Origin of the sequence: Actinomadura sp. NBRC 104412 (assembly GCF_030269515.1) — a bacterium.
Taxonomy (GTDB): domain Bacteria; phylum Actinomycetota; class Actinomycetes; order Streptosporangiales; family Streptosporangiaceae; genus Spirillospora.
Genome location: NZ_BSTM01000008.1, coordinates 161162 through 178506 on the forward strand (window position 1 = coordinate 161162; position 17345 = coordinate 178506).

Consider the following 17345-nt stretch of genomic DNA (forward strand, 5'->3'; position numbering starts at 1 on the left):
CTCGGGCCAACAGCCTCGTGCTCATCGGCACCCCAGGGCCTTCCGGCGCCCGGCCCGACATCTCATGCGTCCCACGCCGGGGGCTCACGGAAGAGCCCGTCCACCGCAGCGCACACAGAAAGTGGCCGTCCGCCGCGAGATCAGCCGTCTTCGGCTGATGCCGTACTCGCCTCGGTGAGCGGAAAGGAGTGGTGCTCGTGGGCGACCACCCACCGTCCCCCTTCCCTGCGCAACCCGAGCGTCAGCCGGAGCCGGTTGTCAGGGTTGTCGCGGAACTCCCGCTCGGTGCCGCACCGGAGCAGCGCGTAGGCGAACGCGACATCGTCACCGGCCACGACCTCAAGAGACTCGATCTCGAAGACGGCGCCTCCCGCCTGCCACTCGAAGAAGGGCGGCCATGTCTCGCGATAGGCGTCCAGCCCCCGTACGCCCTGGTAAGGCGGCGGTACGTCGAACATCACGATGTCATCCGCATGGTCGGCGATGACTCCCTCCATATCGCCGCCATGAACCGCCTCGGCCCAGCGCTCGATCAGCGCGCGGATCTCTTCCTCGCGCGTAGCCATAGCTGCCCTGTCCTCCCACCTCGATGCACCTACGGCGAATATGACCAAGCCGCAAACCCAAACTCATCGCGCCGACACAACAAGCCGCCGCCCCTGCTCAACAAGTAGGCAGGTACACCATCGCCTACCGCCGAACGCGGCGGCGTTGACCCGATCGCGGCCGCCGTCAGCACGGCGTCAACCGAGGGCGCGGCGTGGACGAGAAGACAGCCGTGCGGAGGGCCTCGTCGGTGACCTGGTGGGTCGCCTTGCACCTTGCTGGACGGGCGCGGCTCCGATGCGGCCGGTGGTGAACGTTCGGCCGCCGTTCGGTGGGGTCGCTCAGATTGTGAAGGGGTGGTGCGGGCGCGGCCCGTTCGCGAAGGCGAGGAGTGCCCGCTTGCGGGTGTCGTCGACCGGGTGCCCCGAGGGTGGGAACATGGTCTTCCTTCGGAAATGCGTGGAGTTGTGGGCATGGGAAGCGATATCCGGGCTGTGACGTGGACGGGAGATGGGCTGCGGCTCATCGACCAGACCGTGCTGCCCGGTCGGTTCGAGCATTGTGAGGTCCGGGACACCGCTTCGCTGGTCGACGCGATTCGGCGGCTGGTCGTGCGCGGTGCGCCCGCGCTGGGGGTCGCGGGTGCGTTCGGAGTGGCGATCGCCATGGCGGAGGCGGAGCGGAAAGGTTGGGACGAGACCGAGCGCGATGAGGCGATCGAGCGGGTGCGCTCGGCCCGTCCGACCGCCGTGAACCTGGCGGCGGGGGTCGACCGGGTGGTGCCGCTGATCCCCAAAGGCGTCGATGCCGTCATCGCGGAGGCCCAGGCACTCCTGGAGGAGGACGTGCGCGGCAACCGGGCGATCGGACGCGCCGGGGCGGACTGGATCCTTGCTCGTAGCGGGGACCGGCCGCTGAGGGTCCTCACTCATTGCAACGCAGGCGCGCTCGCCACTGCCGGTTGGGGGACCGCACTGGGCGTCATCCGCGAATTGCACGAGCGGGGCCGGCTTCAGCTCGTGTACGCGGACGAGACTCGTCCACTGCTTCAAGGCTCGCGGCTCACGGCCTGGGAGCTGGAACAGGCGGGCATCCCTTATCGCGTCCAGGTAGACGGGGCCGCCGCGAGCACCATCCTGCGCGGCCTGGTGGACGTGGCCGTCATCGGTGCCGACCGGATCGCGGCGAACGGCGACACCGCCAACAAGATCGGCTCTTTGGCGGTGGCCCTGGCCTGCGCCGATGCCGGGATCCCGTTCGTGGTCGCCGCTCCGCGCAGCACCATCGACCTCGCGATGCCGTCCGGCGGGCAGATCCCGATCGAGGAACGCGCGCCCGGCGAGGTCCTCGCGTGGAGTGGTGCCTCCATCGCGCCCGATGCCGCCGATGCCTTCAATCCGGCGTTCGACGTCACCCCCGCCCGCCTGGTGACCGCCCTGGTCACCGAGACCGGCGTCCTCGAAGTCTCAGCAGGCGACACGCCCGCGACCCACCCTGACCCATCAAAGCCGAACCACTGAGGTGCCCCGGGTTTGATGAAGCCCGGTCTATCTGGCATCGGTTGGCGCTGGTGTGTTGGTCGGGCGGTAGTGGGTTGCCTCGTATCCGGCGGCGCGCTGGTGGAGTCCGCGTTGTCTGCTAGCCGATCAGGGTGTGCGTGGGCCTGCAGGGTGGTTAGGGCGGGCTGCGTCTCAGACACGGTTGAGGGCCGTTGGGTGCTTTGATTGGTTCGCTTCGGTCGCTGGATTCGGTTGTTATGGGTGTGCGGTCGTTGGTGTTTGGAGTGTTTGTGTTGGAGTGGATTATTGGTTGGTTGTTCGGGGTGCGCAATCGTTGGTGATGGGGGTTGTTGGGGGTTTGTTTGCGGGGGCGGGCGTGGCGGGGTTGGTAGGTGGGAGTGTTGGATCGGCCTTTTTCGTAAGTGGTCAGGGGTTGGGCCAGGTTCAGGGGGACGAGGAGGAGTTCGGTGATCAGGGCTTTCCAGGCGTAGTAGGTGTTGACGGCTCTTGTCGCGTAGACGCAGGGGAGGTTGGTCAGGACGTGGCGGAAGGGCAGTCGGCGGCGTCTGGCGGCGTAGAGGAGGGGTGGGGTGATGAGGAGGAATTCCGTGCCCGACCACCAGGCGAGGGCGTGGGCGGCGGGGACGTGCCAGAGGAAGGTGAGGAGGGCCGGGGTCGTCCACCAGAAGGGAGCTATAACGATTTCGAGGATGGCCAGGCAGACCCAGAGGGCGAGCATGGGTTTGCGGGTCAGCAGGCGCGGGAGGTGGAGGCGGACGTTCTGGAAGAAGCCGGCCATCCAGCGGCGGACTTGTTTGCGGAGGTAGGGCAGGGTCTCGGGGTCGGCGGCCCAGGCTACGGCGTCGCCGACGTAGGCGGCTTTGCGGCCGGCCAGTTGGAGGGACCAGGTCAGGTCCATGTCTTCGACGATGGTGCGTTCGGGGAAGCCGCCGTGGGCGAGGAGGGCGTCGCGGCGGAAGGCGGAGCAGCAGCCGGAGCACACCATGGGGCTGTGGGCGGCGGCCTGGATGGGACGGTGGAAGTGAAAGCCGAAGAGGTATTCGGTCGAGCGGCCGCGTTCCCAGAGGGTGCGGGTGAAGCGGGTCTGGACGTTGCCCGCGGCGATGGCGACGGCGGGGTCGTCGAACGCGGGGGTGAGCTTCTCGATGTAGTCGGGGGCGAGGATGGTGTCGGCGTCCACGGCCAGGACGATGTCGCCTTCGCAGTGGGGGAGGGCGTGGTTCTGGGCCTTGGCCTTGCTGCCGAGGTTGTGCGGCGGGCACAGGACGGTGACGCCGTAGGAGCGGGCGACGTCGCCGGTGCGGTCGGTGGAGCCGTCGTCGACGACGATGATCTGGTGGGCGGGTTGCCTCTGGGCGAGCAGGGACGCCAGGGTGGCCGGAAGGCCCTGCTCCTCGTTGTGCGCCGGGACGATGATGGAGACCTTCATCGCCGGTTTCCCAGCACGCGAGCGGTGATCAGGACAAGTCCGACAAGTGCATAAATCAGGGTGCTGAGCCCGATTCCGCCGTGCATGGTGTTTCCCCTCTCGAATCCTTGGAACTCATGGTCGGATCGAGTGGGGTGGGGCGGAAGGTGGGCGCGGGATTGTGGATAACTTGCCGGGCTCCGGTGATCCGGAGCCCGGCGGGTTATTAGGCGGTCAGGGTTTCTGTCGCGGCGCGCAGGCTTCCATAGAGGCGCGCTTCGTATGCCTTGGCGGTTTCGGGGTCGTTGTTGGTGAACAGCGCGTCGTACAGGGCGGGCAGACGTTGCGTGGCGTAGCCGGTGTCGATGCCCGGTGCGTAGAGCTGGTGCCTGTACCAGGGGCGGCCTGGGAGGCCGTCTTGGGTCAGCAGGTCGCGCTCGGCCTGCATGATGCGGTTGTTGAGTTGGTTGAACAGGGCCGTGTTCCCCTGGCGCAGGGCTTTGTCGGCGCGTGCTTGCAGGGATTCCGCGGCATGCCGCCAGGCGTTGGCCTGTTCGATAGTGCGTGTTACGTCCACGACGACTTCGCCGAGGCGGTCTTGTTGTGCCCTGGTGAAGTCGGCGAGGTCACCGGCGACCTCCCGGGCGTACGGGGCGTAGCCGATGGGCACGATGTCCGCGTTGGCCATTCGTAGTGCGGCGATGCCGGCGAGGCGGGACATGGCCGCGTGGTACTCGAAGCCGGGGTCGCCGAAGCGGGACTGCCAGTAGAAGTCGTCGCAGGCGCAGTGGTAGCTGCCCGAGGAGCCGGGCGTGGAGGAACCCAGGTCCATGGCGGGCACGCCGTAGCGTTCGAAGAACGCCTGGAAGTCGGAGCCGCCGCCGATGCGGTCGATCGGGGTCTCCCCGTCGTTCTGCGCCTTCCATGCCTCGTAAAGGGTTCCGCCGGTGGACGGCCACCGCACTTCCTTGGAGGCATCGATGATGAACCGGTCGAGCGCGGGCGTCGCCGCGGCGCCGAAATGCGATCCACCGGCGCCGTCCATGTTGATGTAGGCGACGGCGTTGCGGAGCTGGCGTGCACGGTCCTCGGCGTACTCGGTGGAGCCGAAGAGACCGTACTCTTCGCCGTCCCAGGTGGCGAGCGTGATGGTGCGCTTGGGCCGCCACCCCTTCTTGAGGAGCGTGCCCAGGGCGCGGCCGATCTGCAGGATGTTCTCGGTGCCGGACAGGTTGTCGACGCTTCCGTACGTCCACGCGTCGTGGTGCGCGCCGAGGATGACCTCCTGGTCGGGATGCCGACTTCCGGGGATCCGGACGGTCACGTTCCACAGGGGACGTACGGAGAACTCGTTCTGCAGGTCGAGGTGCACCTTCGTGCCACCCGGGCCGAACTTGTACGGGAAGGGCAGCCCGCCCTGCCATTCCTCGGGGACTTGCGGGCCTTTGAGCGCCTTGAGGAGCGGTTCGGCGGCCCCGTAGGAGATGGGCGTGGTCGGGATGAGCCCGCGCAGCATCGGCGCCTCGGACGGCTTGATGCGCCGTGCGCCCTTCACGGAGGCCCAGCCGGGCGTCAGGGGGTCGCCTGCGGCGAGCTGGATCTGCGCGACGCTGCCGCGCTGGATGCCGTCCGAGGCGCGCCAGGGGCCGTGCGGATAGACCTCGCCCCGCTTGAACCCGTCGTCGGCGGGGTCGGAGTAGATGAGAACGCCCTTGGCGCCAGCGCGGGCCGCCTCGCGTGGCTTGATGCCGCGGAAGTTCTGCCCGTAGCGGATGAGGGCTATCTTCCCCTTGACGGAGATGCCTCTGTCCGCGAGGAGCTTGAAGTCCTCGGGCCGCCCGTAGTTGGCGTAGACGACTTCGCCTTTGACGTTCCCGGACGGCGACATGCCGTTGTGTCCAGGAATCACTTCGTCCCAGTGCTTCTGCCAGGGGTGCCGCTTTTCCTTCACCGGCAGGGTCCTGGATTCGGGTGCTGTCATCTTGACGGACACCCGTTTGGGCATGGAGATGTACGAGTAGTAGGTCTTGACCTCAGGACGCAGGCCGTAGGAGCGCAGTTTCGCCACGATGCGTTCGACGCGTTCGCGGTCACCGGTCGTGGTGGCGAGCCCGGGTCTGGCGGCTAGTTCGGCGTCCAGGGCGCGGCCTTCCCTGGCGGACGGGATGGCGCCGAAGAGTTTCTCGTATCGCCGTTGCCATTCGCCGTTCTGGTCGGTGAAACCGGCGATGGGGTCGGATTCAGGGCGTGCGGCGGTGGCGGGGGAGATGGTGGCCAGTGTGACGGCGGAAGCGCCGAGTACTGCCAGCGCCGCCAGGGCCGTGGTTCGGGAGCGGAACACGATGGGCCTCCAGCACATGCGGTACCAGGCCCGGACCGTATGCCCCGATCACCCGCCCGTCCAGATCAACACTTGCCAACGTCACTTTTCTCGCCTGGCCTGCGGTTTCGCCGGTTCTTGCGGGATGAGGGCGGGAGCTGTCGGCCGGATCCGCCATCATGAGGTCCGTGACGAGCGCATCGGTACCGGCGCGGCCGCGGCCGGTGGTCCTGGAGGCGGTGCTCGAACGCGTCACCTACGCCAACGACGACACCGGCTACACCGTGGCGCGCGTGGCCACGGAGCGGACGGGCAGTGAGCTGCTGACGGTGGTGGGGGCGTTGCTGGGCGCGCAGGTGGGCGAGAGCCTGCGGCTGACCGGGCGGTGGCGGTCCCATCCCAAGTACGGCCGGCAGTTCGAGGTGGAGTCCTACACCACCGTGCTGCCGGCGACCGTGCAGGGGATCCGGCGCTACCTCGGCTCAGGGATGATCAAAGGGATCGGGCCGGTGATGGCCGACCGCATGGTGTCCCACTTCGGCACCGACATCCTCCGGGTCATCGAGGAGGAGCCGGAGCGGCTGGTGGAGGTCCCCGGGCTGGGCCCCAAACGCACCAAGCGGATCGCGGACGCGTGGGAGGAGCAGAAGGCCATCAAGGAGGTGATGGTCTTCCTCCAGGGGGTCGGGGTGTCCACGTCCCTCGCGGTGCGCATCTACAAGCAGTACGGGGACGCGTCCATCGACACCGTGCGGCGCGAGCCGTACCGGTTGGCCGCGGACGTGTGGGGCATCGGCTTCAAGACCGCGGACACGATCGCGCAGGCGGTGGGCATCCCGCACGACAGTCCTGAACGCATCAAGGCGGGCCTGCGGTACACGCTGTCGGAGGCCGCCGACGACGGCCACTGCTTCCTGCCCGAGCCCAATCTCGTCACGGCCGCGGAGAAGGTGCTCGGCGTACCGCGTGACCTGATCGGGCCCGCCCTGGACGACCTCGTGCAGGAGGAGGGGGTCGTGCGGGAGGCGATCCCTGGGGCCGGTGAGGAGGGCGTCACGATCCCGGCGGTGTACCTTGTGCCGTTCCATCGGGCGGAGCGTTCACTGGCGAACGGGTTGCGCGAGTTGCTGGACGCGGGGCTCGACAGGCTGAAGTCGTTCACCGACGTGGACTGGAGCAAGGCCCTCGCGTGGCTGCGCACGAAGACGGGGTCGGAGTTGGCCCCCGAGCAGGAGGAGGCGGTGCGGCTCGCGCTCACGTCCAAGGTGTCGGTGCTGACCGGGGGACCGGGTTGCGGCAAGAGCTTCACCGTTCGCTCCATCGTGGAGTTGGCCGCCGCCAAGAAGGCCACGATCGTCCTGGCCGCGCCTACGGGACGGGCCGCCAAACGCCTGGCCGAGCTGACGGGGCACGAGGCCGCGACCGTGCACCGGCTGCTCGGGTTGCAGCCGGGCGGTGACGCCAAGTTCGACCAGGACAATCCCCTGGACGCCGACCTGGTGGTGGTCGACGAGTGCTCCATGGTGGACCTGATCCTGGCGAACAAGCTGGTCAAGGCGGTGCCGCGCGGCGCGCACCTGCTGCTGGTGGGGGACGTGGACCAACTGCCCTCGGTCGGCGCCGGGGAGGTCCTGGCCGATCTGCTGGCGGCCGAGGCCGTGCCGAGGGTACGGCTCACGAAGATCTTCCGGCAGGCACAGCGGTCAGGGATCGTCGTCAACGCCCACCGGGTGAACTCCGGGCAGCACCCCCAGACGCAAGGCTTCCCGGATTTCTTCCTGTTCCCCTGCGAGGAGCCCGACGCCGCTGCGGAACTGACCGTGGACGTCGTCGCCAACCGCATACCGCGCAAGTTCGGCCTCGACCCGCGCAGGGACGTCCAGGTTCTTGCGCCGATGCATCGGGGCGCGGCGGGCGCGGGCGCGCTCAACGGTCTGTTGCAGGAGGCGCTGACCCCGCACGACGAGGGCCGGCCGGAACGGCGGTACGGCGGGCGTGTGTTCCGGGTCGGCGACAAGGTCACCCAGTTGCGCAACAACTACGACAAGGGTGAGGCGGGTGTGTTCAACGGCACCGTGGGCGTGGTCACGTCGGTGTCGTTGGAGGAGCATCTGCTGACCGTCCGCACCGACGAGGACGAGGACATCGACTATTCCTTCGATGAGCTGGACGAGCTCGCGCATGCCTACGCCGTCACCATCCACCGTTCGCAGGGCAGTGAGTACCCGGCCGTGGTGATCCCCCTCACGACCAGTTCATGGATGATGCTCCGGCGCAATCTGCTCTACACCGGTATCACGCGGGCGAAGAAGCTGGTCGTCCTGGTCGGGTCGCGCCGCGCGCTGGCCGCGGCGGTACGCACGGCCGGTGCGGGACGCCGCCATACGGCGCTGACCCACCGCATCAGTCGTTGAGGGAGAGCCGATCCAGGCGCAGGCCGGTGAAGGGGTCGGCCGTCACGGTCCGGGTGCGTTCCGACCACACGAAATGCTCGTGGGTCGTCCACAGGGGAATCACCGGCATGTCCCTGAGCAACGCGGACTCCGCCAGTCGTGCGGGTGTGACGCCCTGTTCGGGAGTGGACGCGGCCTCGGCCTGTCCGACCAGATCGGTGACGCGGGCTTCGTCATAGCCGGTAGGCGCTTCCAGCAGGGGACGGAGGGCCGACACAGGGGCGGGGTAGGGAGCGGTCGAGTGCAGGACGAACGGCCCGTCCACCGTGCGTTCGACAAGGGCCTTGCGTAACTCGGCCGCGGTGGTCTCGCGCGGCTGGACGTCGATGGTCAGGCCCTTGCGGAGTTGCTCGGCGATGTCCTCGACCCATTCGGTGTCGGCCTTCTCATGCCAGATCGTGAGCGTGCCCATGAAACCGCCCGCGTCGGTCAGCGCGGCGGTGGCGGCGCGCGGGTCGTGCAGGCAGAGCCTGCATTGGCCCTCGCGGTGCCCCGGGAGTATGCCCGGCGGCACCAGGGAATTGGCCGCCGTGGCCTGGTAGCCGAGGGCGCCCTCGGTTATGGCGTTGCGGTCGATCGCGATGGACAGTGCCTGGCGTACGCCGGGGGTGAAGCGTTCTTCCCACGCAGGGAAGGCCAGGTAGGTCGTCGCCAGGCCGGGCAGGGTGAGATGCCGGTTGCGGAATTCGGTGTCCATCGACTCGTGCCTGTCCGGCGGCACTTCGGTCGCGACGTCCAGGTCGCCGGCTTCCACGGCCGCGTACTGCCTGGCGGGATCCGGCATCGCCTTGACGACGACCGTGCGGGCATTGGGGCGTTCGAGGACGGTCTCGCGCGGGCCATGAGCGGCGACGCGGAACGTGCCGTTTCCTATGGGGCGCCGTCCGTACGAGGCCCAATCCCGGGATCGCAGCACGCTCTCAGGCATGGGCATGAAGGCAGGCGCGGCCACTAAGGAGGGAAAGCCGTTCAGGGGGCGATCCAGGGTGATTTCGAAGGTGAGGTCGTCCTTCACCTTGAGACCTTCGGCGCCGTCCTTCCGCGGGGCGGCGCCCTTGAGGCGGGCCACGTCCGTGAACAGCCGGGCCCCGGACCAGCCCTCGCGCAGCACGGCCATCCACGCGCCCGTGAAGGAGCGTGCGGTCACCGGGGACCCGTCGTGGAAGCGCCCTCCCGCCTTCAGCCGTACCGTCCAGACCTTCCGGTCCGGGGACGTGATGGACTCGGCGGCGGCCAGGGTGGTGGAGCCGGTGCGGGGATCGTAGGCGGTCAGGCCCGTCCAGACCGCGCCCGCGACCATGCGTCCGGTGGCGTCCCTGACGTCGCCGGGGACGAGCGTGGCGGGCGGGGCGGCGCCGACCGACAGCCGCGGATCGCCGGGACCGCTCAGCACCTTCATGACGCCCAGCGGCGCCACCAGCATCCCCACCGCTCCCACGACCAGCGCGGCGGTACGCGTGACGCTGTTCAAACGCGGCTCCCGTGCAGGCGATGGCGACGCGGGTGAGCGTACGGCACCCGGTTCACCCTCCGGAAGGCGCGCCCGTTAGGGAAGGCGCACCTCACGTCCGCGCCGGATCCGGAAGCCGCAGGTGGGGTATGCGGGCGGGTGGACGCTCCACGGGAGGTTGGGCGCTGACTCACAGCAGGACGGCAACCATTTTGGGAGGTATCGCCTATTGATCATGAACGGGGGCCGGACGAGACTTGGCTCGGCGACGCCCGCACCGGGCGCCCGCGACACGTCCACTCAGTCCGCTCAAGGTGCGTGGGGGCACGATGCGGCTTCACCGAGGTTCCCGGAGTGTCCTGTTCAGCGCGGGCGCGGTCAGTGCGGTGGCGGTGCTGGCGGCGGGCACCGCATGGGCCTGCCCACCGGAGCCGGGCAACCAGCAGACGGCCACCTCGCAGGCCCAGGGCGAAGGCCGCAGCCTTGGGGCGCACGCGGGCCACGTACGGCGCGATGCGGCCACGAGCACGAAATCCGCCGCCGCGCCGGGTGCTCAGAAGGGCGTCCAGCACGTGGGCAACGTGCCCGAGCCCAAGGAGGCCACATCCCTGGTCTTCATGGACTACGGCAAGGGCAGAACCAAGCGCACCATCATGTACGTGACGGGCCGGTTCGGACTGAAGGCGTACGACATCAGCGCCGACCCCCGCGCCCCCAGGCTGGTGGGCTCGTTCGACCTGCCGGGGTACTGGCAGGGCGAGGACACCGAGGCCGACCACAAGCGCAAGATCATCTACCTGTCGCGGGACCCGCGGGCGTTCGGCGGCACCACCGACACCGGCGAGTCGGGCATCTACGTCATCGACGTGTCCCGGCCCGAGAGGCCGACGCAGATCGCCTACACGCAGGTCCCTGCCGGGCACACCACCTCGTGCGTCAACGACTGCAAGTACCTGTGGACGGGCGGGCCCGCCAAGGCGTCGTGGATGCCGGCGGACTGGGGCGGGCGCCCGATCTGGGTCACCGACGTGCGCAACCCGCGCAAGCCCAAGGTGTTCAAGGACCCCATCGACACCGGGCGCAACGACGGCGTGACCGACTACTCCCACGACATCCAGGTCGACTCCGCCGGGATCGCCTGGTCGTCCGGGCGAGGCGGGGTACGCGGCTACCGCACCAGCGGACGCCACTACGACCCTGTGAAAAAGCGCTACCGCGTCGCCACCCCATGGAACCCCATCCCCTACGCGGGCGGCGGTATCGACGAGGCCACCACCTTCTCCTCGTTCATGCACAACAGCTACCGCGCCGTGGGCAAGACCCGGGACCAGGGTCCCGACCCGCGCAAGTGGGGTGACGGGCAGACGCTCATCGTGACCGAGGAGACCTTCAATCCGGGCTGCGTGAACGACGGCCTGCTGGTGCTCGCCTCGCTGAAGGGCTCGTACGGCGGCCAGGGGTGGCGTTCCACCCCGCAGAAGCCGTTCCGGCTCCAGACGCTCGGTACGTGGAGCGTGGCGGGGCAGGAGGGCAGCCTCCCCGAATCCCAGACCGAGGACTGCTCGGCCCACTACTTCGACGTCGAGAACGGCGTCCTGGCGATGGCCTTCTACTCGCAGGGCACCCGGTTCATCGACGTGCGCGACCCCACCAACCCCCGCCAGATCGCCTACTTCCGACCGGAGAACGCCCAGGTGTGGGCGGCCTACTACCACGGCGGTTACGTCTACATCGCCGACCATCGGCGCGGCATCGACGTCGTCAAGCCCACCTTCCGCTGACCGGACTCCATCAGGATGCGGGCCGTTCGGGGGCGCAGCCCGTTCGTCACGAGCAACAGGAGGCTCCCCTCGTGCGACCAACGCGACCCGTGCGACCTACGCAACCCTTGCGATCCGTGCGATCTGTTCGGCGTGTCCGTCTCCTCCGGCCCTTCGTCGCCGGCCTGTCCGTAGCCGCCCTCACGGCGGGCCTGCTGGCTCCCCCCGCCAACGCCGCCCCGTCGTACCGTCCCAACGCCGGGCAGGACGTCCGGCACCAGGGCGGCTCCGGCCAAGGGGCACGACTGCACACCAATGCCGAGCTGGCGCGCGCCCTGAAGAACCTGCAACGCGCCAGCCACGGGCGTGTGAAGGTCCGCAGCATCGGCAGGACCAACGAGGGGCGCCCGCTGTGGTTCGCCACCCTTGGGACCGGCCCCGAACGGCTGATGTACGTGACGCAGCAACACGGTGACGAACCGCTGGGCACCGAATCGGCCCTCCTGGCACTGCGCAAGCTCGGGTTGGGCAACGACCGCGCGTCCAGGAAGCTGCGTTCCAGGATCACGCTGGGCATCGTCGTCCGAGCCAACCCGGACGGCCATGTGCACGAGTGGCGCTACAACTACGACCCGGACGCGAACCCGGAGTTCGGCGAGCCGGGACAGGGCTACGACATCAACCGCTACCACGATCCCGCGGTGAAGCCCGAGGACAACCCCGTGCCGGAGGCGGCCGCGATCCGCCGCCAGTACGAGGCGTTCCGCCCCTCCATCATGGTCGACTACCACATGCAGGGCCGGTACGCGTTCCCGCCGCCGGACGGCCGCGAGATCACGGCGTCCATCTTCTGGCCGAACGCCACGGGCGTGTCCGACGCCGCGCTCAACGCGTCCAAGCAGGTGGGCGTGCGGGTGTACGGGGCGTTCACCAAGGCGGGGGCGGTCGTGTCCCAGTACCCGGGCGGCACGTACCAGGGGATCGCGCGCAACGCCTACGGCCTGCTGGGCAGCGCGTCACTGCTGGTGGAGCTGAGCAACCTGCCGCCCGAACGGCAGAACTTCCAGATCCGCACGGCCTACATCACCATGGTCGACCTGGCGTACGCCGCCGCGACCGGTGCGCTGGACGGCATCGACCCGGCCGAGGCCGACAAGATCCCGCCGCGCGGCCCGAGCCTGCCCCGCGATTCCTCCACCGGCTGAGCCCGCAGGCTCCCAGCGCGTTCAGGCACGGCGCCTGCGGGCGCGGAAGGCGGCGACGTTGGTGCGGTTGGCGCACGACTCCGAGCAGAAGCGGCGCCGTCCTGAGCGTGAGGTGTCGGCGTAGACGCGGTCGCAGCCCTCGGCCGCGCACACGCCCGTCCGGTTCAGCCCGTACTCGCAGACCAGTTCGGACAGGTTCATCAGCGTCGTCGCCCGGAACCTGTGCGGCAGCACGGCGGACGGCGGCGCGTAGTGGATGTGCAGCCCCGCCGGGTCTCCGTGGTCGGCCAGGTGCGGGTGCATCGGGATGCTCAGCAGTTGCTCGTTGAGCAGGTCCACGGCCGTCTCCAGGTCGGTCGCCTCGAAGAACCGCCGCAGGATGCGTCCCCATTCACGGAACGCCTCGGCGTGCCCCGGCTCGAACTGCCGCCAGAAGAATCCGTGGTCGCGCAGCAGCCCCCGCAGGGCGTCCTCGGAGTCGTCGCCGTCCCGGCTGGTCACGGCGTTCACCAGTGCGACCGCGGCGGACACCCCGTGGCTCTTGTATCCGCTGTACCCGCTGATCCGCATTGCCGGGGCTCCCGCTCTCTGCCATCATGGTGTAAACGTCATTATAAAGATAACCCTTACACGGCGGGCGCGCGGACGAAGCGAGGCGACGGCTCCGCGAGGCGGCCGGTGGGAACGGGATCCATGTGAACGAGTGCCCGCGCTGCGGATGGCCTCAGTCCGACGTCTACGAGGTCATCTCCCGGCATCTGACGTCCGAGGGCGTGGTGACCTATACCAGGTGCGCCTGCGGCGCCGTCCAGATCCGCGTGCAGGCGTTCGAGACCGGACGGGTGGTGACCACCGGACGCCTTCCGGGCGCGTCCTGAAGGGCCGGCAGGGCGCGTCCTGAAGAGACGCCCCCGGGGCTCTTGCCGGAAACGCCTCGCGGGCGGATCATGCAGTCACCGAGGAAGTCGGGGGCCGAGCGTTCCACCACCGGGAGGCGCCCCATGCCTGACACCCCCGACCCGACAAAGAGCGTTCCCGACGAACCGCCATCGTCGCCCGTCTCCACCGACAAGAGCCTCCGGCTCGGCGTCAGCCGACCCGACCTGCCCGTCACCGACCTGCCCACCCCCGAGGAGGTCTTCGGCGTACGCCGGATCGGCCCCAAGGAGCTGTTCAAGTACGCCGTCGGCCCGAGCCTGATCGCGCTCGGCATCTCCATCGGCAGCGGCGAGTGGCTGCTGGGCCCGCAGGCCGTCGGGCAGTTCGGCTTCGAGGGCGTCGGCTGGGTCATCGTCGTCTCCGCGGTCCTGCAGACCTTCTACAACATCGAGTGCTCCCGGTACGTGGTGGCGACCGGGGAGGTGCCCGTCGTGGGGTGGGGCCGCGTCCCGCCCGGCTGGATGCTGTGGGTGCCGCTGTCGGTGCTCATCGTCATCTTCTCGTTCATCGTCGGCGGATGGGCCGCCTCCGCGGGACAGGGCCTGTACGCGCTGGTGCATGCCGAGACCGCGCCGGACGGCGCCGAGGAGCCACGGCTGTGGGCGATCGCGCTGCTGGTCGTGGTGTTCCTGATCACCGCGGCGGCGCGCCGGATCTCCCGGGCGCTGGAGCTGGCCAACTGGATCATGGTCGGTACGATCCTGGTGGGCCTGCTGCTGATGTGCCTGTTCATCGTCCCGTTCGGGATCTGGTGGGACGGCATCAAGGGCTTCGTCACCCCCGCCGCGCCGCCCGATGGCATCACCGCCACCCAGCTCGGCGGGCTCGCCGGGTTCACCGCTCTGGCGTCCGGCCTCAACTGGTACGTGATGGGCCACTACCGGGACAAGGGCTACGGCATGGGCCACAAGGCCGGGTTCCTCTCCGGTATGCGCGGGACCCGCGTCCAGGTACTGGCCAGCGGCGTGACCTTCCCCGACGACGCCAAGAACCGGGCGCTGTGGAAGCGCTGGTACCGGCTGCTGCTCACCGACATGTGGGGCGTCTTCTTCGTCGGCGCCATGGTCGGCATGCTGCTGCCGACGATCCTGATGGCCCGCGCGGTCGAGATCTCCGGTCAGGAGGTCACGCAGGCGAACGTGCCGACCTTCGTGGCCAGCGCGCTGGACGCCGAGTACGGCCGCTGGCTGTTCTACATCGCGCTGCTCATGGGCGTGCTCGTCCTGTTCAGCACCCAGCTTGGAATATTCGAGGCGATGGTGCGGGTGACCACCGATGCCGCGCACGCCAGCAGCCCTCGGTTGCGGGCGCTGCTGGAGGGCGACCCGCGCCGCTTCTACTACCCGTTCATGCTGGTGCTGCTGGTCATCATCGGGATCATCCTGCACTTCGCGCTGCCGGTCAGCCTGGTGCAGTGGTCGGCGAACATGTCCAACCTGGGCGCGCTGATCTACCCGTTCATGCTGATGTACCTCAACAGCAGGCTGCCGCGCCCCGCGCGGCCGCGCCCGTGGCACTACGTGATCCTGGTCCTGAACTTCCTGTTCTTCGGGTTCTTCTTCGTCAACTTCATCGCCGACTTCGTCGGCGACCCGCTCGTGACGTTCTGACCCACGTTCCGATCCCACGTGCCGACCCCGGACGGGACCGGACGGGACCGGGCTCGCACGGGGCCGCCGCCACCCGCAGGCGTCAGTGACGCCAGCGGGTGGCGGCGGTGATCTCGTCGGGAGTGGCGTCCTGGAACAGGGCCAGCTCGCCGCGCCGCACCACCGCGACGGTGTCGACCAGGGCCTCGCCGAGGGCGTCGCGCAGCACCGTGTCACGCTCGAACGCCGCCAGCGACTCCTCCAGGGAGGAGGGCAGCGCGTGGATGCCGCGCCGTTGGCGTTCGGCGGGGTCGAGCCCGGCCGGGTCGCCGTCGACCGGTTCGGGCAGGGTGGACTCGTCGTTCACGCCCGCGCGCCCGGCCGCAAGCACGGCGGCCAGGGTGAGATAGGGGTTGGCGGCGCCGTCGAAGCACTTGACCTCGAAGTTCGCCGTATGGCTGCGATTGCCCAGGGGCCCGGTGACGAAGCGCAACGCGGCCTCCCGGTTCTCCAGGCCCCAGCACGCGAACGCACCCGCCCAATGCGACGGTACGAGCCGCAGATAGCTCGCCACCGAGGGAGCGCCGATCGCCAACAGCGCGGGCAGTCGTGCGAGAATCCCCGCGGCGAACGCCTCACCGGTGGCCTGCATGCCGCACGGGCCGTCGCCCCCGGCCATCGTGTTGAAGGCGTCCTCGGCGGGATCGTCCTGCCACAGGCTCAGGTGGATGTGGCAGCCGTTGCCGACCGAATCGGGGGCGACCTTGGGGGAGAACGAGGCCACCAGATCGTGGGTGAAGGACACCGACCGGATCGTCTCGCGTACCAGCACCAGCGTGTCGGCCGCGCCGATCGGGTCCTCGGCCGCCACGGACAACTCCATCTGGCCCGCCGCGTACTCGGGGTGGATCTGCACCACCTCGACCCCGCTCGCCTCCAGCGCACGCAGCAGGTCACGCAGGTAGTCCGACAGCTCCGCCACCCGGGTCATCCCATAGGCGGGGCCGTTGCACGCAGGGACGAAGTCCTCCCCGTCCCCGTCCGACACCGCCCACTCAACCTCGAAGGCGGTGCGGACCGACAGGCCCTGGGCGGCCAGCCGCTCGACCTCCCGGTGCAGCAGCCATCGCGCGTCGATCGGGTGGGGCGTGCCGTCCTGGGTGAACCGTTCGGCCGGCGCCCACGCCCACCCCGGCATCCCCGCCAGCGGCACCAGGCGGTCCAGGACGGGGTGCAGCCGCAAATCCCCGACCGGGCCGCCCGCGTACCGGCCCTGGGTGATGGAGTCGTCCAGCAGGAAGGCGTCGAACACCGGCGACATGCCCACTCCCCAGGCGGCGGCGTGCTCCAGCCGGCTGAACGGCACGGCCTTGGTCCTGGTGATGCCGCTGGTGTCCACCCAGGTCATCGCGACCGCCGTCACGTCCTTGACGGGCGGTTCCGCGGCCAGCGCGGCGGCACGCTCGCGCCGCCGCTCCCGTTCGGCGTCGTCGAGGCGAGGCTGTAGGGCGGCGGTTCCGTCGTACTGGTTCACGGTGACGCTCCAACCGGGGTCTTGAGGACGGCCCGAACGACGCAGGACGGTTCCAACGCCGCAGGACGGTTCCAAGGACGAAGGCGAGGTAACGGCATCGTAGAGTCAGCGGAGCTCACCCGAGCGTTATGCGCTCAGCGCGTTGCGTACCTCTTCCGGTATCGGCACCGGCTTCGGCTCATGCGAGCCCGGTTCGACACTGATGAAGACGAACTCGGCCACGCCGATGCGACGCCCGTCCACCGACAGGGCCACCGACACGTCGAACGACGTCCGTCCCCACCGGGTGACCTCGGGCCTCATCTCGACCACGTCACGCCACCTCGCGGGCGCCTCCCACTCCAGGGACGCCTTCTTGACGACGTAATCGAACCGCCCCAGGTAGTCCGGCCCCAGCTCGCTCTGGATCCATGTGTCCATCGCGTCATCCAGGTAGACGAAGTAGTTCGGGTTGTACACCACGCCTTGCATATCGCAGTCGCCGTAACGAACCTTCACCCGATGCGTGAACCCCGTGCCCACTCGAACCTCCGTGCGGTCGATATCCCTCTGACCGGGTTGATCAGTACTGACCGACTCTAATCAGTGAATCTCGCTGCAACCGGGCGATAATTGTCGGCG

General features: G+C 69.1%; 13 protein-coding genes. 6 read left to right on the forward strand and 7 right to left on the reverse strand.

Translation table 11 applies throughout. The features are described from left to right. Positions 1 to 140: 140 nt before the first annotated feature. The gene (locus QSK21_RS12880) at positions 141 to 566 is read right to left on the reverse strand and encodes a YybH family protein (RefSeq protein WP_285695851.1); all 426 of its coding nucleotides are present in this window, start codon (positions 564 to 566) and stop codon (positions 141 to 143) included. Between the two features lie 336 nt (positions 567 to 902). Here QSK21_RS12880 and mtnA point away from each other — a divergent pair, with 336 nt between their 5' ends. Beyond that, a complete protein-coding gene (gene mtnA / locus QSK21_RS12885) occupies positions 903 to 2066 on the forward strand; it encodes an S-methyl-5-thioribose-1-phosphate isomerase (RefSeq protein WP_285695853.1) in 1164 nt (387 codons plus the stop codon). A 154-nt stretch (positions 2067 to 2220) separates the two neighbouring features. Here the strand turns inward: mtnA and QSK21_RS12890 are convergent, their stop codons facing one another. Further along, a complete protein-coding gene (locus tag QSK21_RS12890; protein WP_502871557.1) occupies positions 2221 to 3600 on the reverse strand; it encodes a glycosyltransferase family 2 protein in 1380 nt (459 codons plus the stop codon). Between the two features lie 100 nt (positions 3601 to 3700). Beyond that, positions 3701 to 5815, reverse strand: a complete 2115-nt coding sequence (locus tag QSK21_RS12895; RefSeq protein ID WP_285695856.1) for a M28 family peptidase — start codon at positions 5813 to 5815, stop codon at positions 3701 to 3703. A 167-nt stretch (positions 5816 to 5982) separates the two neighbouring features. Between QSK21_RS12895 and recD2 the strand changes: the two genes are divergently transcribed. Beyond that, positions 5983 to 8208, forward strand: a complete 2226-nt coding sequence (recD2, locus tag QSK21_RS12900; protein ID WP_285695858.1) for an SF1B family DNA helicase RecD2 — start codon at positions 5983 to 5985, stop codon at positions 8206 to 8208. Here recD2 and QSK21_RS12905 read toward each other — a convergent pair. Next, complete coding sequence (locus QSK21_RS12905; RefSeq protein ID WP_285695859.1) at positions 8198 to 9718, reverse strand: peptide ABC transporter substrate-binding protein; 1521 nt, start codon at positions 9716 to 9718, stop codon at positions 8198 to 8200. The two genes, recD2 and QSK21_RS12905, sit on opposite strands and share 11 nt — an antisense overlap. Positions 9719 to 10026: 308 nt before the next feature. Here QSK21_RS12905 and QSK21_RS12910 point away from each other — a divergent pair, with 308 nt between their 5' ends. Together QSK21_RS12910 and QSK21_RS12915 are read left to right on the forward strand one after the other, a co-directional pair. After that, the gene (locus QSK21_RS12910) at positions 10027 to 11478 is read left to right on the forward strand and encodes an LVIVD repeat-containing protein (protein WP_285695860.1); all 1452 of its coding nucleotides are present in this window, start codon (positions 10027 to 10029) and stop codon (positions 11476 to 11478) included. A 116-nt stretch (positions 11479 to 11594) separates the two neighbouring features. Then, a complete protein-coding gene (locus QSK21_RS12915; protein ID WP_285695861.1) occupies positions 11595 to 12662 on the forward strand; it encodes a M14 family zinc carboxypeptidase in 1068 nt (355 codons plus the stop codon). A 21-nt stretch (positions 12663 to 12683) separates the two neighbouring features. Here QSK21_RS12915 and QSK21_RS12920 read toward each other — a convergent pair whose 3' ends face one another. Next, positions 12684 to 13232 (reverse strand): CGNR zinc finger domain-containing protein, encoded by a 549-nt coding sequence (locus tag QSK21_RS12920; RefSeq protein WP_285695862.1) that lies wholly within the window; start codon positions 13230 to 13232, stop codon positions 12684 to 12686. A 125-nt stretch (positions 13233 to 13357) separates the two neighbouring features. On the opposite strand from QSK21_RS12920, the gene QSK21_RS12925 reads away from it, so the two are divergent. Both QSK21_RS12925 and QSK21_RS12930 read left to right on the forward strand, forming a co-directional pair. Next, the gene (locus QSK21_RS12925; RefSeq protein ID WP_285695863.1) at positions 13358 to 13540 is read left to right on the forward strand and encodes a hypothetical protein; all 183 of its coding nucleotides are present in this window, start codon (positions 13358 to 13360) and stop codon (positions 13538 to 13540) included. Positions 13541 to 13663: 123 nt separating this feature from the next. Continuing rightward, positions 13664 to 15211: an Nramp family divalent metal transporter gene (locus tag QSK21_RS12930; protein ID WP_285695864.1), complete on the forward strand. Its 1548-nt coding sequence runs from the start codon at positions 13664 to 13666 to the stop codon at positions 15209 to 15211. A gap of 82 nt (positions 15212 to 15293) precedes the next feature. On the opposite strand, the gene QSK21_RS12935 is transcribed toward QSK21_RS12930, so the two are convergent. Together QSK21_RS12935 and QSK21_RS12940 are read right to left on the reverse strand one after the other, a co-directional pair. After that, positions 15294 to 16724, reverse strand: a complete 1431-nt coding sequence (locus QSK21_RS12935) for a glutamine synthetase family protein (protein ID WP_285695865.1) — start codon at positions 16722 to 16724, stop codon at positions 15294 to 15296. A gap of 126 nt (positions 16725 to 16850) precedes the next feature. Further along, a complete protein-coding gene (locus QSK21_RS12940) occupies positions 16851 to 17222 on the reverse strand; it encodes an acyl-CoA thioesterase (protein ID WP_285695866.1) in 372 nt (123 codons plus the stop codon). Between the last annotated feature and the right edge of the window lie 123 nt (positions 17223 to 17345).